The sequence below is a fragment of the Streptomyces sp. P9-2B-2 genome (assembly GCF_030406865.1).
Lineage (GTDB): Bacteria > Actinomycetota > Actinomycetes > Streptomycetales > Streptomycetaceae > Streptomyces > Streptomyces platensis.
The window spans coordinates 8,292,678-8,306,214 of record NZ_CP129126.1 but is presented as its reverse complement, the minus strand read 5'-3'; the positions used below and the strand labels follow the sequence as shown (position 1 = coordinate 8,306,214).

Below are 13,537 nucleotides of genomic sequence, written 5' to 3'. Positions count from 1 at the left end.
GCGCATGACTGTGCGCATGCATACGCCGAATCTGCTGGCGCGCGCCGGCACCGTCACCGCTCTGACGCTGGTCACCCTGGGCGGGACAACCGTCGCCCCGGGAGAGACCGGGAACGCCGAAGCCGCGACGGTGTCCGCCTACGCGCTGCGCATCGCGGCCTCCAAGAGCGGCGCGCCCTACCAATACGGCGCCCAAGGGCCGTACCGCTTCGACTGTTCGGGCCTGACGCTGTACTCGTTCAAGCGCGCCGGGCGGGCCCTGCCCCGTACCGCCGCCGCCCAGTACGTCCGCACCCGGCATATCCCGGCCTCCGTGCGCAGACGCGGTGACCTGGTCTTCTTCCGTTCCGCACGCGGCATTTACCACGTCGGCATCTACGCGGGCCGGGGCCGGATGTGGCATGCGCCCAAGGCCGGGAGCGTGGTGCGGCTGGAGCGGATCTGGAGCGGCGCGGTGTCCTATGGACGTGTGGGCTGACCGGCATTTCGTCTCACGTGTGATCAATTGTCAGTGGGATTGGCCCACTTGGCCGGTTGACCTCACCGCTGAGCACACTGCTGACGTCCGCGGCGCGCGGAAGCTTCCCGCCCGCGGACGGCTCGGTGACGGTGGCCGAACCGCTGCCCGTCCTTCAGGCCAGTACGACCTCGACGAGCAGGATGCCGCCCAGCGTGGTGAGCAGCGCTCCGGTGACGGCTTCCAGGGCGCGGGTGACCCGGGGGCGGCGCAGCCAGTCGCCCAGGTGGTCGACGAGCAGTGCGACGGCGGGGAACCACACCAGGGCCATGGCGACGACCATCGTCGCGAGCAGGAGCGTACGGGGCAGGGCGGGTTCGCCGGCCGGGACGAACTGCGGGAGCAGGCTGAGGAAGAGGACCGGGGCCTTGGGGTTGAGGGCGTTGGTCAGGAAGCCCTGGCGCAGGCTCCGCCCCGTGGTGCCCGGGCGGGCCACCGGGCTGTCGGCCGGGGCGGTCGCGGCGTCGTCGGGCGTTCCCCTGCGGCGGACGGCCGCGACCAGCGCACCGACTCCGAGGTACAACAGATAGATACCGCCGAGGAGTTGGACGGCGCCGAAGAGTGCGGGCACGGCGACCAGCACGGCCGCGAGTCCGGCGACCGCCAGTGCGGTGTGCACCAGCAGCCCGCCCGCCACTCCGACGGCGGCCGCCACCCCCGCCCGGCGCGAGTCGAGCGCGTGGCGCACCACGACCGCGAAGTCCGCGCCCGGCATGGCGACCATGCCGGCGGCTACTCCGGTGAAGGCGATCAGCTGTCCGTCCATGGGAGCAGTTTCGCTGGTCAGAGCCTTTAATGGGGAGTGGCAATGTTCTTGGGGAGCCTAAAGAGGTTCTTATGTACGACCCCACGCGACTGGCCGCTCTGGTGGCGGTGGCGGAGGCCGGTTCGATCAGCAGAGCCGCCGACCGGCTGGGCTACACCGCGCCCGCGCTCTCCCAGCAGCTCGCCAAGCTGGAGCGGGAGGCGGGGACGGCGCTGCTGGTGCGCCACCACCGCGGGGCACGGCTGACGGCGGCCGGTGAGCTGCTGCTCGTACGGGCCCGGCGGGTGCTCGACGAGCTGGATCAGGCGCGGCACGAGCTGTCCCGGCTGACGGGGCTGTCCGGCGGCCGGCTGCGGGTCGGCACGTTCATGACCGCCGGGACGCATCTGCTGCCGCCCGCGCTCAGCGCGTTCCGGCGCGCGCACCCCGATGTGGAGCTGAGCGTCACGGAGTACGTACCTCCGCAGGCCACCGCGGCGGTGGCGCTGGGCGAGGTCGATCTGGCGCTGACGCACGAGTATGTGCCGGGCGAGGCGATGCCACGGCCGGAGGGGGTGCGGCTCGAACCGCTGCTGACCGAGGAACTGGTGCTGGTCACCGCGCCGGGCCATGCCCTCTCGGCGGGCCCCGGACGTCTGCCGCTCGCCGAGCTGGCCGGTCAGCCGCTGGTCAGCATGGCACCGGCCAATCCGAACCGGCGTGCCGTGGAGGCGGTGCTGGCGGCCGCCGGGGCGAGTGTGGCGGTGCGCTGTGAGTCGCCGAGCTATGCGGTGGTGTGTGCGCTGGTGAGCGCGGGGCTCGGGGTGGCGGTGGTCCCGGAGATGATGGCGGAGGGCTCCGTGACCCCGCTGGGGGTCCGCCGGCTGGACCCGCCGGAGCTGCTCCGCCGCATCTCGGTGGCCTACCGCCCCGACGGCGGCGCCCCGGCCGCGGACACCTTGCGCGCCCTGCTGCGCGGGGCCTTCACCCGCCACGCCCCCGCGCCGTAGCCGGAGGCCCGCCGGGTGCGGCAGAGGTCGTCAGCGGACGGGGTTCTGCCACGGCAGGGTGATCCAGACGGTCTTCCCGCCGGACGCGGTGGGGACGACCGTGAGCCGGCCGCCGGCTTCCGCGGCGAGGCAGCGGATGATGACCAGGCCCCGGCCGTTGTCCTGCTGGACGGCGGCGGGCAGTCGGCGCGGGCGGCGGGGATGGCTGTCGGTGATGCCGACCCGCAGCTGCTCGTCGCGCTCCAGCCGCAGCTCGACGGTGAAGTCCGGCGACCGGCCGAAGGTGTGCACGACGGCATTGGTCGCGAGTTCCGAGACGATCAGCCGGAGGGAGTCGGCGAGCGCGGAGTCGACGGGCAGGCCCCATTCGGCGAGCACGGCGAGGGCGTGGCTGCGGGCGGTGCGGACCGAGGCGGGGACGCTCGGCAGAGTCAGTGAGGATGCTTGGTGGTCTGCCATCGAGGCGCCGTCCCTTTCCCACCGAGGCCCGGGTCCGGTGCGCACCGGACCCGGGATGCCGCTCCGGACACCGGTGCGGCCTCGGGCTTCTGCTGGGCGTCAGACTGCCACCCCCGCCGGCGATGAGATACCCGATCCACCCACATATACGGAGCCCTATCGCTCGTTGCGGTGAACTCTGCCACGCGAGACCGGATTTGGACGGACCGCACCGGCGGGTTCCGCAGGCCCCCAGGATCAGGGCCGACGACGGCCGCCGGGCCCGGAACGCCGTCCGCGTCAGGCCGTCGGCGCCGTGGCCACGATCGTGCCGACCGCCGTGTCGAGCTGGGCGTCCGTCAGATCCGCGCGGGCGGTGAGCCGCAGCCGGGAGATCCCGTCGGGCACGGACGGCGGCCGGAAGCAGCCGACGGCGAGTCCGGCCGCACGGCAGTCGGCGGCCCAGCGGACCGCCGCCTCCGGCGAGGGGGCGCGGACCGAGACCACCGCGGCGTCCGGCCGGACCGCGGCCAGCCCCGCGGCGGTCAGCCGTTCGTGCAGCTCCCGGGCGACCTGGCCGGCCCGGGCGGCGCGCTGCGGTTCGCGGCGCAGCAGCCGCAGCGCGGTGAGGGCGCCGCCGACCGCCGCCGGGGCGAGTCCGGTGTCGAAGATGAACGACCGGGCGGTGTTGACCAGGTGCTCGATGACCCGGGCCGGGCCGAGCACCGCACCGCCCTGGGAGCCGAGGGACTTGGAGAGCGTCACGGTGGTCACCACATCGCCGTCACCGGCGAGCCCGGCGGCCCACAGCGCGCCGCGGCCCCCGTCGCCCAGGACACCCAGACCGTGCGCGTCGTCGACGAGCAGCGCGGCGCCCGCGGACCGGCAGGCCTCGGCGAGCGCGGGGAGCGGCGCGGCGTCGCCGTCGACCGAGAAGACCGCGTCGGTCACGGCCAGCGCCCGGCCGTCGTGGCCGGTCAGCGCCGTGCACACGGCCTCGGGGTCGGCGTGCGGGGTCACTTCGGTACGGGCCCGGGAGAGCCGGCAGCCGTCGATGAGGGAGGCGTGGTTGCCCGCGTCGGAGACGACCAGGGTGCCGGGAGCGGTGAGCGCGGTGACGGCGGCGAGGTTCGCGGCATAACCGGACGACAGCACCAAAGCGGCCTCGAAGCCGCAGAACGCGGCGAGTTCCGCCTCCAGCCGGGCGTGCAGCTCGGTGCTGCCGGTGACCAGCCGGGAGCCGGTGGCGCCGGCGCCCCAGCGGTGCGCGGCGGCGGCCGCACCGCGGGTGACCTCGGGGTGCCGGGCCAGTCCGAGATAGTCGTTGCTGGCCAGATCGAGCAGCGGGGAGTCGGCGGGGCGGGGGCGCAGCGTGCGGACCAGTCCGGCACGATGGCGTGCGGTACGGGCCGTGTCGATCCAGTCGAACGCCGCGTCATACACCGGCCGGGAGGGCTCGGCGGGGGGCTCGCCGGGGGTCGCCGGCGCGGTGTCGTGGAGCAGCGACGGGGCGGAGTCCTGCGGCATCGGCGTCCTTCGTCTGTCGGCCTCGATTGTCGGCTGTCTATAGACGTTAGCGGTCGTTCCGCACGCACACAGTGTGGTGATACACACACCTCGATCGGAGCTCGTTGTGGAGATCCTCCTTGGCCGGAGGCGGTGGCGTACGCCAGGATCAACGCCATGGAGCTGCTGAACACACTGGTGGACAAGGGACTGCGGCGCGAGATGCCGACCCGCGAAGAGGCGCTGGCCGTGCTGGCGACGTCCGATGACGAACTGCTCGATGTCGTGGCCGCGGCCGGAAAGGTGCGCCGCCAGTGGTTCGGGCGGCGGGTCAAACTCAACTATCTCGTCAACCTCAAGTCGGGCCTGTGCCCCGAGGACTGCTCGTACTGCTCCCAGCGGCTGGGCTCGAAGGCCGAGATCCTCAAGTACACCTGGCTGAAGCCGGATGACGCGTCCAAGGCGGCGGCCGCCGGGGTGGCCGGCGGCGCCAAGCGTGTCTGCCTGGTGGCCAGTGGCCGCGGCCCCACGGACAAGGACGTGGACCGTGTCTCGGAGACCATCTCCGCCATCAAGGAGCAGAACGAGGGTGTGGAGGTCTGCGCCTGCCTGGGTCTGCTCTCCGACGGCCAGGCCGGCCGGCTGCGCGAGGCGGGCGCCGACGCGTACAACCACAACCTGAACACCTCGGAAGCCACCTACGGCGACATCTGCACCACGCACGACTTCTCGGACCGGGTGTCCACCGTCCAGCAGGCCCAGGCCGCCGGGATGTCCGCCTGCTCCGGGCTGATCGCCGGTATGGGGGAGAGCGACGCCGACCTGGTCGATGTGGTCTTCGCACTGCGCGAACTGGACCCGGACTCGGTCCCGGTCAACTTCCTGATCCCGTTCGAGGGCACCCCGCTCGCCAAGGAGTGGAACCTCACCCCGCAGCGCGCGATGCGCATCCTGGCGATGGTGCGGTTCGTCTGCCCGGACATCGAGGTACGGCTGGCCGGCGGCCGCGAGGTCCATCTGCGCAGTCTCCAGCCGCTCGCCCTTCACCTGGTCAACTCCATCTTCCTCGGCGACTATCTGACCAGTGAGGGCCAGGCCGGCAAGGACGACCTGGCGATGATCGCGGACGCCGGGTTCGAGGTCGAGGGCACGGACACCACGACGCTGCCCGAGCACCGCCGGCCGGACTGCGGCGGAGCGGCGGCCTGCGAGGCCGGCGACGCGGAGGGCGACGCCGCGGATCTCGCCGCCACTGTCACGGCACCGTCCGACGACACCCGCCGTGATCTGGTCTCGGTGCGCCGCCGCGGTGCCGGTACCGAACTGCCGCCCAATGCCTGAGCCGCTCACCCCCGGCGAACTGCTCGCGCTCGACCGGCAGCATGTGTGGCATCCGTACGGGCCGATGCCCGGCAAGGCCGCACCGCTGCTGGTGGAGTCCGCGTCCGGGGTCCGGCTCCGGCTGGCCGAACCGGTCGAGGGCCGGGACGAGTTGGTGGACGGCATGTCGTCCTGGTGGTCGGCGGTGCACGGCTACAACCACCCGGTCCTCAATGACGCCGCACAGAGCCAGCTGGGGCGGATGAGCCATGTGATGTTCGGCGGGCTGACCCATGAGCCGGCCGTCCGGCTGGCGAAGCGGCTGGTCGACATCACCCCGGAGCCGCTGGAGCACGTCTTCCTCGCCGACTCCGGTTCGGTGTCCGTCGAGGTCGCCGTCAAGATGTGCCTTCAGTATTGGCGCTCGCTCGGAAAGCCCCGCAAACAGCGGCTGCTGACCTGGCGGGGCGGCTATCACGGCGACACCTGGCAGCCGATGTCGGTGTGCGATCCGGACGGCGGGATGCATGAGCTGTGGCAGGGGGCGCTGCCGCGGCAGGTCTTCGCGGACACCCCGCCGGCAGGCTTCGACGCGGCGCCGGACGAGGCGTACGCCGCGCAGCTGCGCGAGCTGATCGCCCGGCACGCCGACGAGCTGGCGGCGGTGATCGTGGAGCCCGTGGTGCAGGGGGCGGGCGGGATGTCGTTCCACTCCCCCGGCTATCTGCGGGTGCTGCGGGAGGCCTGCGACGCCCATGGCGTGCTGCTCGTCTTCGACGAGATCGCCACCGGCTTCGGCCGTACGGGCGCCCTCTTCGCCGCCGAACACGCGGGCGTCGCACCCGATGTGATGTGCCTGGGCAAGGCGCTGACCGGCGGATATCTCACCCTGGCGGCGACGCTGTGCACGGCGGCGGTGGCGGACGGGATCTCCCGGGGCGCACTGCCGGTGCTGGCGCACGGTCCCACCTTCATGGGCAATCCGCTGGCCGCGGCCGTCGCCGATGCCTCGATCGAGCTGCTGCTGTCCCAGGACTGGGCGCAGGAGGTCAAGCGGATCGAGGCCGGGCTGCGGGACGGTCTGGCCCCGGCCCGGAGCATCGCCGGGGTGCGTGACGTACGGGTCCTCGGCGCGATCGGTGTCGTCCAGCTCGACCACGAGGTGGACATGGCGGCCGCGACCCGGGCGGCGGTCCGGGAGGGCGTATGGCTGCGCCCGTTCCGGGATCTGATCTACACCATGCCGCCGTACATCACCGGCGACGGCGATGTGGCGCGCATCTGCGCCGCGGTGTGCGCGGCGGCGCGCGAGGGCTGACCGCACGGGCGGCGGTGGCCGGGTCTCCGCGCCCCGCCGCCCCCGGTACCGGTGCCGTGCGCACCGGGCACACAGCAACATTCCCAGTCATTACGCGCGGGATCGGCCGCGCAGAGTCGGAGGCACAACCATGTCGGTGCTGTTCGTGACGGGCACGGGCACGGAGATCGGCAAGACCGTGACGACGGCCGCGATCGCCGCGGCGGCGCTCGCCCAAGGCCGTTCGGTGGCCGTGCTCAAACCGGCCCAGACCGGCGTCACGGCGCACGAGCCGGGAGATGTGGCGGAGGTCGAGCGGCTGGCCGGTCCGGTCACCGGTGTCGAACTCGCCCGCTACCCGGAACCGTTGGCGCCCGCGACGGCCGCGCTGCGGGCCGGTCTGCCGCCGGTCGGTCCGCGGGACATCGCCGAGGCCGCCGCCAAACTGGCCGCCTCGCACGACCTGGTGCTGGTCGAGGGCGCGGGCGGGCTGCTGGTCCGCTTCGACGCGGACGGCCATACGCTCGCCGACGCCGCGCGGCTGGCCGGGGCCCCCGTCCTGGTGGTCGCCCAGGCGGGCCTGGGCACCCTCAACACCACCGCGCTGACCGCACTGGCCCTGCGCTCGTACGGACTCGACTCCCCGGGCGTCGTCATCGGCAGCTGGCCGGCCGAGCCCGACCTCGCGTCCCGCTGCAACCTGGCGGACCTGCCGGACGCCGCGGGCGCCCCGCTCCTCGGCCTGGTCCCGGAGGGTTCCGCCGGACTCGCGCCGCACGCCTTCCGCACCGCGGCCCCGGACTGGCTGGCACCGGCGCTCGGCGGGTCGGGGGCGTTCCGTATCCCCGCGTGACGGGGTGCGGCCGCGGGCAGGCACACCGCCGCACGGACGGCGCGTGGTGAGAGAGGACGGGACCTGCCCTCGGTGCGAGAGCCGCTCCCGCCTCGTACGGATGTCCGGGCCGCTGACGGGGTGGCTCCCGGTGACTCCTTCACCGCCCGGTGGGGAAACTGACTCCAGGAGCGGGCAGCGTCGGCGAAGGGGTCCGTCATGTGGCAGCGCAGAAGAGTTCCGCAGGGCACGGTGCACCACCCGGTGTTCGCCCGTTTCTATGCGAGCTGCTGCGGTCCGGCCGCGGATGCGCGGGCGGGGGTGGCCGCGCTCCGGAAGGAGCTGCTGACGGGCACCACCGGCCGCGTCATCGAGGTCGGCGCGGGCACCGGGCTGAACTTCGCGCACTATCCGGGGACCGTCTCGGAGGTGGTGGCCATCGAGCCGGAGCCCACCCTGCGGGAGGTGGCCCGGTCGGCGGCGGCGCATGCGGAGGTGCCGGTGGATCTGGTGCCAGGGGTGGCGGAGGCGCTGCCGGTCAAGAGCGAAGCGTTCGACACCGCGGTGGCGTCGTTGGTGCTGTGTTCGGTGCGTGAGGTGCAGCGGGCGCTGCTGGAGCTGCGGCGGGTGCTGCGGCCGGGCGGTGAGCTGCGGTTCTTCGAGCACGGGCGGGCCGCGGGGCGGGGGCTGGCGGCGGTGCAGTGGTCGCTGGACCGGACGGTCTGGCCGCTGCTGATGGGCGGCTGTCACACCGGCCGGGACCCGCTGGGCGAGATCCGTACGGCCGGGTTCGAGGTGGTGCGGGTGCGCCGGCTGCGGGTGCCGGAGCGCGGGCCGACGCTGCCGACCTCACCGGCGGTGCTGGGCACGGCCCGGCGGCCGGCCGGCTGAGCGGCCCGCGTGCGGGCGGCGCTCAGACCGTCCAGGTGCGCAGCTCGTCCGCGATGGCCCCGACGTCGGCCGTACCGTCCTTGACGAGGCGGGCGAGGTCGCGGACCTGCTCGGGGGAGGTGGCGATCTTCAGACCGCTGGCGACGAGGTAGCCATAGGCGACGGCCGTCGCGAACATCGCATTCGCCTCCTCCAGCGCCGGTACCTGGAGCAGGAGTTGGAGCAGCGCGGCGGCGCGGTCCTGGGGACCGGTGTAGACGGGCACACCGAATATCTCGGCTTCATGGCGGCTGACGGCGGCCACCAGGGCGCCCCAGTCGGTGACCTGGGGGTCTCCGGGGGTGTGCTGTTCGGCGATCAGAAGGAGCCAGGCGAGGTCGATGCGCAGTGTCACGTGGTGCCCGGCAGTCCTTCGTGGTCGGTGGTGCCCGGGGTGGCAGGGGGGCTGCCCTCTTGCCGGCCGAATTCCTCGGCGAAGACACGCTCGTACTGCTTCATGAAGTCGGAGGCGGCCTCGACGAAGGTCTGGCCGACCTCGCCGGCGTCCTTGAGGACGAGCTCCTCGATATAGCGGTTCATGCTCACTCCCCGCTGCGTGGCGCGCTCTCGCGCCGCTTCAGCAGTGGCTTCGTCCACCCTGACGTTCAGCTGCGTCTTCGCCACCCCTCAAAGCTAGCGCGCATCCGCTAGCAGCGGCAAGCGGCGGGGGCGGCGGAGATCCCGGGTCCGCCTGCCCGGATGCTCCGCTGCGCGGCATCCGGGCAGGCGGCGCCCACGGCCCGGCTTTACTTGTAGCCGAAGTCCTGGGTCCAGTAGGCCCGGTGCTTACCGCCCAGGGCGACACCTATGCCGGTGGCCTTGGAGTGGCAGCCGAGGATGTTGGCCCGGTGGCCGGGGCTGTGCATCCAGGCGTCGAAAGCGCCCTGGGGGGTCGTCGGCCAGGCGTCGATGTTCTCCGCCGAGGCGTCGTCGTACCCCTGCGCCTCCATCCGCTCCTTCGGGCCCTTGCCGTTGGTGGAGGTGTGCGAGTAGTGGCTGTGGGTGGCCATGTCCTGGCTGTGCAGCCGGGCGGCCTTGTCCAGACGGGGGTCGCGGTGCAGGGGCGCACAGCCGTGCTCGACCCGCGCCTTGTTGACCAGCCGGTTGATTTCCGCCTCGTAGCGGTCGATCTTGCTGTTCCCCGACTTGGTCGCCTTCGGCGCCGGCGTGGAGGGCCGGTCACTCGGCGTGGCGTCGGGGGTGGCGCTGCCCGAGGCCTGGGGGAAGGCCTCGTTGGCCGTCGCGTGGTCCTGGGAGTTGAACACGGCCAGCGATCCACCGAGGACACCGGCCGCGGCCAGGATGCCGATCGGAATCATCCGGGCCCGGCGCCGGTGCGCACCGCGCGCCTCGCGCTTCACCGAAGAGAATTTCACGTTCAACTAAATCGTCTCCATGGGGGAATGCCGGAACGGAAAGCGGACGGCGCACGACGGCACCCTCCACTCCCCACAGGCCCGTTCGGTCACCCGAACCGCCTTTCCGAGAACAGGGGGCACCGTAACAAAGCATTCCGGCCTCGGAATTGGCCGAAGATGCACCACCACCCTCCGAGCGCGGCCGGAATGATGCAACATGCCCGCTTTAAGCCCTCTTTGAAAGCATGGCCACGCCACCCTCAGCCCCTCGCACCTCTCGGGCAGTGCCCAACTTCCCCTTTATGCAGGGCAGTTGAGAGGCCAATACACTTCGGATTCTGCGAAGGGGAGGAAGTTCGGCCGTGTGGTCGCCCCGAAAACCTTCTGCACAAAGGAACTTGCACCGGAGATATGGCGGCAGTTGGTAAATCCCCCGCGAGTTCCGTACGATGCCGCAGCGCCTTTCCACTCCCGGGGAGGGAAAGGGAATTTCGGGCCAGGCATAGAATTTCTGGGCCTGGGCGGGCCGGGCTCTTTCGTCGCGCAGCGGGCTGCGGGCGGCACCTTCAGCGGGTGTCCTAACGGGTGTCCGCGAAGCCTCGTACGTCCTCCGGGTACAGCGGCCGGAGCGGATCGAGGATGCGGGCGGCCTGCTCGCGCACGCTGAACACCGCTGCCCCGTCGCACCGCCGCCGGGAGCGCGCCCCCAGGAAGTCCAGCGGCGCGGTCACGGTCAGCTCCACGCACCTGTGCACCGCGCGGTAGAGGGTGAGCGCGCCCTGGTGGAGGAGGATCAGAAGGAAGAGTGCCAGCAGCACCGGTCCGAACGCCCCGGCCGCGGTGTCGAATCCGGCGACGGGGTCCGGGCCCGGGCAGGCCGGGGCGACGACCGCACCGGCCAGGAACGGCAGCAGGGAGCCCAGGCAGGAGCCCCCGTAGGTCGCCCGGAAGGCGGCGGCGGTACGGGCGGGCCGGGGCAGCGAGCGCGCGGGGTCCGCGACGTACGGGGCGAGGGCCGGCTGCCACAGGGCGCTGAGAGCGACGATCGCGAGCCAGCCGGCGAAGGTGAAGCCGCCCCGGGTGAGGACGTCCGCGGGCAGGCCGCGGGCCACGACGACCGCGAGGCCGGCCAGGCTGCCGAGGGCGAGGATCACCGCCGCCGCCCTGTGGAGGAGGTGGAGCAGGCGCCGGCCGATCAGGCAGAGCAGCGCGGAGCCGACGGCGGCGAGCAGGATGCCCGCGCCCAACGGCACGTTGGGCGCGAGGGCGTGCAGCGACCGCCCGGCGAGCACGAGGTGAGCGGCGAAGAGCGCGAGGTACACGGCGGCCGCGACGGCCACGCTCGGCAGTGCGCCCGGCGAGCCGAACCGGGCCCGGCTCCGGAGCCCGCGCGGCCCACCGGGCTGCGGGCCCGGCGCCCACCGCGACGCCGTACAGGCCCCGCCCAGCAACTGTCCGACGAGCACCGCCAGGATGCCCGACCACAGCGGCTGATGGAACACCTGCACCGCCATCGCGCCGGTGACCAGGGCCAACGGGGCGACCTGGGTGGCGAACCCGAGGGTGAACAGCGCACGGACACCCCCGTGCCGTGCGCGCTCCGGCACCTCGTCGGCGGTGTGGGTTTCGACCGCGCCGGGCTGCGCGGCTCCGTGCCGATCGGTCACGGCGGCCTCCTCGTGGCTGGCCCGCGCGGGGTCGCGGGCTGGTGGGTGACGGGACGGCCAACCGGCGGACGGGCAGCGTGGAGCTGCCGGATGACCGGTGGGGCGGCGGCCGACGAGGGGGGCTGAACGGAGTCTCGGGTACCCGGGCCACCAGGTCAATGACCAAGATCCGTCCTCCCCCGGATCTCCATGAGGTGCGAGACGCACGGCGCGGCCACGCGGTTCTCCACCGGCCGCCGGGGCGCGACTCGACGGACGACGGCGGCGGCCCGGACGACCGGCCGACGCGTCCGGCGCAGGGCGTGCCGCTGCCGATGTGGCCGGAGCCGATGCCGCACGATGTGACCGTCGCGGGCCCGGCCCCCGGAGGGCAGCGACGGACCGGACCGACCGCGACCGCACCGGCCATCAGGAGGACCACGCCGTGTCCGTCCCCGCCCCCGTTCCGAATCTGAAGCGGAGTCTGCGGCGCTTCGACATCATGGCGATGGGCGTCGCCGCCGTGATCTCCTTCGATGTGATCGGGCAGATCGCCGCCGGCGGCGGACAGGCCGTCATCTGGATCGCGGTCATCGCGGTGACGTTCCTGCTGCCCTACGCCCTGGTGTTCGCCGAGACCGGGGCCGCGTTCCCACAGGAGGGCGGGCCCTACGTCTGGGTGGAGGTGGCGTTCGGGCGGCCGACGGCCGTGCTGACCACGATGTTCTATTGGGTCACCAACCCCGTCTGGCTCGGCGGTTCGCTGGTCTTCGTGGCAGCCGCGGCATGGGACGGCTTCGTCCTCCCGCTCGGCTCGGGGACGGTGGCGGACTACGCCTTCAAACTGGCCTTCATCTGGGCCGCGATCCTCACTGCGGTGGTCTCGCTGCGCCGCGGCAAGTGGATCACCACGGCCGGCGCCGGGGCCAAGGTGCTGGCGCTGGCCTTCTTCACCGGTACGGCTGTGGCGTACGGGATCCAGCACGGCTTCCGAGGGCTCCAGAGCGCCGACTTCTCCCCCACCGGGTTGGGGTTTCTGGCGCTGGTGCCGGTGCTGTTGTTCGCGTTCGTCGGGTTCGAGGCGCCCAATGCGGCGGGCGACGAGATGCTCGCTCCGCAGCGCGATGTGCCGGTGGCGATCGGGGTGTCGGGGGCCATCGCCATCTGCTGCTATCTGCTGCCGGTGCTGGCCATTCTCTCGGCCGCGCCGCCCGGCGAGGTCACCGGTGTCGGCGGCTTCATGGATGCCGCCCGGCTGGTCTTCGGGATCTACGGCGACGGGCGCGAACCGGTGCTGACCTTCGTCGCGGTGCTGTTCGTGGTGGCGCTGCTGACGCAGGGCAGCGCCTGGATGATCGTCGCCGACCGGATACAGGCGATGGCGGCCGCCGACGGCGGGTTCTTCAGCCGGGGCCTGGGCGCCTTCCATCCGCGGCTGGGGACGCCGGTCCGGATGAATCTGCTCTCCGGGGTCACCGCCACCGTGTTCATGGCCGCCGCGATGAACCTGGCGAAGGGGGACGCCTCGGCGGTCTTCGGCGTAGTACTGACCGTCGCGATCACCACCCTGCTGCTGTCCTATCTCGCCGTGGTCCCCTCGCTGCTGACGCTGCGGCTGCGCCACCGCGAGGTGCCCCGGCCCTACCAGGTCCCGTTCGGCACCCGTGGGTTCACCGTGGCGACGCTGCTCGTCTACGCCTGGATCGTGCTCGGCTCATGGGTGGCGCTGTTTCCCGGCACCCTGGAGCAGCTCTTCGGCCTCCCGTACGACTTCCGGGCGGTCTGGGGCGTCTCCCGGCTCACCTTCGAGGCGTTCACCCTCGGCACCGTCGCCCTGCTGCTGGCGGTCGCCGTCGCCGGGTACCTCACGCAGCGCAGGCGCACCCGGCCCCGGGACGAGGAGCGCCAGGCCGGCCCGGCCCGTTAGCGCGGGTCCGG

The 13,537-nt window shown here is 72.8% G+C and carries 14 protein-coding genes; 7 read left to right on the top strand and 7 right to left on the bottom strand.

Going from position 1 to position 13,537, the window contains the following annotated elements; all coding sequences use genetic code 11:
* Window positions 1-4: 4 nt before the first annotated feature.
* Window positions 5-478 (top strand): C40 family peptidase, encoded by a 474-nt coding sequence (locus QT196_RS36505; RefSeq protein WP_168482970.1) that lies wholly within the window; start codon window positions 5-7, stop codon window positions 476-478.
* A 154-nt stretch (window positions 479-632) separates the two neighbouring features.
* Here QT196_RS36505 and QT196_RS36500 read toward each other — a convergent pair whose 3' ends face one another.
* A complete protein-coding gene (locus QT196_RS36500; RefSeq protein WP_290356467.1) occupies window positions 633-1,283 on the bottom strand; it encodes a LysE family transporter in 651 nt (216 codons plus the stop codon).
* 71 nt (window positions 1,284-1,354) lie between these two features.
* Here QT196_RS36500 and QT196_RS36495 point away from each other — a divergent pair, with 71 nt between their 5' ends.
* On the top strand, window positions 1,355-2,272 hold the full coding sequence (locus tag QT196_RS36495) for a LysR family transcriptional regulator (RefSeq protein ID WP_290356466.1): 918 nt from the start codon (window positions 1,355-1,357) through the stop codon (window positions 2,270-2,272).
* 30 nt (window positions 2,273-2,302) lie between these two features.
* Here QT196_RS36495 and QT196_RS36490 read toward each other — a convergent pair whose 3' ends face one another.
* Together QT196_RS36490 and QT196_RS36485 are read right to left on the bottom strand one after the other, a co-directional pair.
* On the bottom strand, window positions 2,303-2,731 hold the full coding sequence (locus tag QT196_RS36490; RefSeq protein ID WP_290356465.1) for an ATP-binding protein: 429 nt from the start codon (window positions 2,729-2,731) through the stop codon (window positions 2,303-2,305).
* 279 nt (window positions 2,732-3,010) lie between these two features.
* On the bottom strand, window positions 3,011-4,237 hold the full coding sequence (locus QT196_RS36485; protein ID WP_290356464.1) for an 8-amino-7-oxononanoate synthase: 1,227 nt from the start codon (window positions 4,235-4,237) through the stop codon (window positions 3,011-3,013).
* Between the two features lie 156 nt (window positions 4,238-4,393).
* On the opposite strand from QT196_RS36485, the gene bioB reads away from it, so the two are divergent.
* The 4 genes from bioB to QT196_RS36465 all read left to right on the top strand — a co-directional run bounded on the left by bioB (window position 4,394) and on the right by QT196_RS36465 (window position 8,556).
* Complete coding sequence (bioB, locus tag QT196_RS36480) at window positions 4,394-5,557, top strand: biotin synthase BioB (RefSeq protein WP_168482966.1); 1,164 nt, start codon at window positions 4,394-4,396, stop codon at window positions 5,555-5,557.
* Window positions 5,550-6,854 (top strand): adenosylmethionine--8-amino-7-oxononanoate transaminase, encoded by a 1,305-nt coding sequence (locus QT196_RS36475; RefSeq protein WP_168482965.1) that lies wholly within the window; start codon window positions 5,550-5,552, stop codon window positions 6,852-6,854. The genes bioB and QT196_RS36475 overlap by 8 nt, the downstream gene beginning before the upstream one ends.
* 130 nt (window positions 6,855-6,984) lie before the next feature.
* Window positions 6,985-7,686, top strand: a complete 702-nt coding sequence (bioD, locus tag QT196_RS36470; RefSeq protein ID WP_168482964.1) for a dethiobiotin synthase — start codon at window positions 6,985-6,987, stop codon at window positions 7,684-7,686.
* Between the two features lie 198 nt (window positions 7,687-7,884).
* Window positions 7,885-8,556 (top strand): class I SAM-dependent methyltransferase, encoded by a 672-nt coding sequence (locus tag QT196_RS36465; RefSeq protein WP_266736712.1) that lies wholly within the window; start codon window positions 7,885-7,887, stop codon window positions 8,554-8,556.
* A 22-nt stretch (window positions 8,557-8,578) separates the two neighbouring features.
* Here the strand turns inward: QT196_RS36465 and QT196_RS36460 are convergent, their stop codons facing one another.
* The 4 genes from QT196_RS36460 to QT196_RS36445 form a co-directional block, all read right to left on the bottom strand.
* Complete coding sequence (locus tag QT196_RS36460; RefSeq protein ID WP_168482962.1) at window positions 8,579-8,950, bottom strand: fic family toxin-antitoxin system, toxin component; 372 nt, start codon at window positions 8,948-8,950, stop codon at window positions 8,579-8,581.
* The gene (locus tag QT196_RS36455; protein WP_063770822.1) at window positions 8,947-9,219 is read right to left on the bottom strand and encodes a toxin-antitoxin system HicB family antitoxin; all 273 of its coding nucleotides are present in this window, start codon (window positions 9,217-9,219) and stop codon (window positions 8,947-8,949) included. The genes QT196_RS36460 and QT196_RS36455 overlap by 4 nt, the downstream gene beginning before the upstream one ends.
* A gap of 122 nt (window positions 9,220-9,341) precedes the next feature.
* Window positions 9,342-9,971 (bottom strand): CAP domain-containing protein, encoded by a 630-nt coding sequence (locus QT196_RS36450; protein WP_266736707.1) that lies wholly within the window; start codon window positions 9,969-9,971, stop codon window positions 9,342-9,344.
* 560 nt (window positions 9,972-10,531) lie between these two features.
* The gene (locus QT196_RS36445) at window positions 10,532-11,620 is read right to left on the bottom strand and encodes a cytosine permease (protein ID WP_290356461.1); all 1,089 of its coding nucleotides are present in this window, start codon (window positions 11,618-11,620) and stop codon (window positions 10,532-10,534) included.
* A 424-nt stretch (window positions 11,621-12,044) separates the two neighbouring features.
* Here QT196_RS36445 and QT196_RS36440 point away from each other — a divergent pair, with 424 nt between their 5' ends.
* Window positions 12,045-13,526, top strand: a complete 1,482-nt coding sequence (locus QT196_RS36440; protein WP_290356460.1) for an APC family permease — start codon at window positions 12,045-12,047, stop codon at window positions 13,524-13,526.
* Window positions 13,527-13,537 lie beyond the last annotated feature (11 nt).

What these genes read in the sequence shown, in the direction of transcription:
- QT196_RS36500 (WP_290356467.1), bottom strand. Translation starts at nt 1,283, where the DNA reads ATGGACGGACAGCTGATCGCCTTCACCGGAGTAGCCGCCGGCATGGTC.
- QT196_RS36465 (WP_266736712.1), top strand. Translation starts at nt 7,885, where the DNA reads ATGTGGCAGCGCAGAAGAGTTCCGCAGGGCACGGTGCACCACCCGGTG.
- QT196_RS36485 (WP_290356464.1), bottom strand. Translation starts at nt 4,237, where the DNA reads ATGCCGCAGGACTCCGCCCCGTCGCTGCTCCACGACACCGCGCCGGCG.
- QT196_RS36495 (WP_290356466.1), top strand. Translation starts at nt 1,355, where the DNA reads ATGTACGACCCCACGCGACTGGCCGCTCTGGTGGCGGTGGCGGAGGCC.
- QT196_RS36475 (WP_168482965.1), top strand. Translation starts at nt 5,550, where the DNA reads ATGCCTGAGCCGCTCACCCCCGGCGAACTGCTCGCGCTCGACCGGCAG.
- bioD (WP_168482964.1), top strand. Translation starts at nt 6,985, where the DNA reads ATGTCGGTGCTGTTCGTGACGGGCACGGGCACGGAGATCGGCAAGACC.
- bioB (WP_168482966.1), top strand. Translation starts at nt 4,394, where the DNA reads ATGGAGCTGCTGAACACACTGGTGGACAAGGGACTGCGGCGCGAGATG.
- QT196_RS36490 (WP_290356465.1), bottom strand. Translation starts at nt 2,731, where the DNA reads ATGGCAGACCACCAAGCATCCTCACTGACTCTGCCGAGCGTCCCCGCC.
- QT196_RS36505 (WP_168482970.1), top strand. Translation starts at nt 5, where the DNA reads ATGACTGTGCGCATGCATACGCCGAATCTGCTGGCGCGCGCCGGCACC.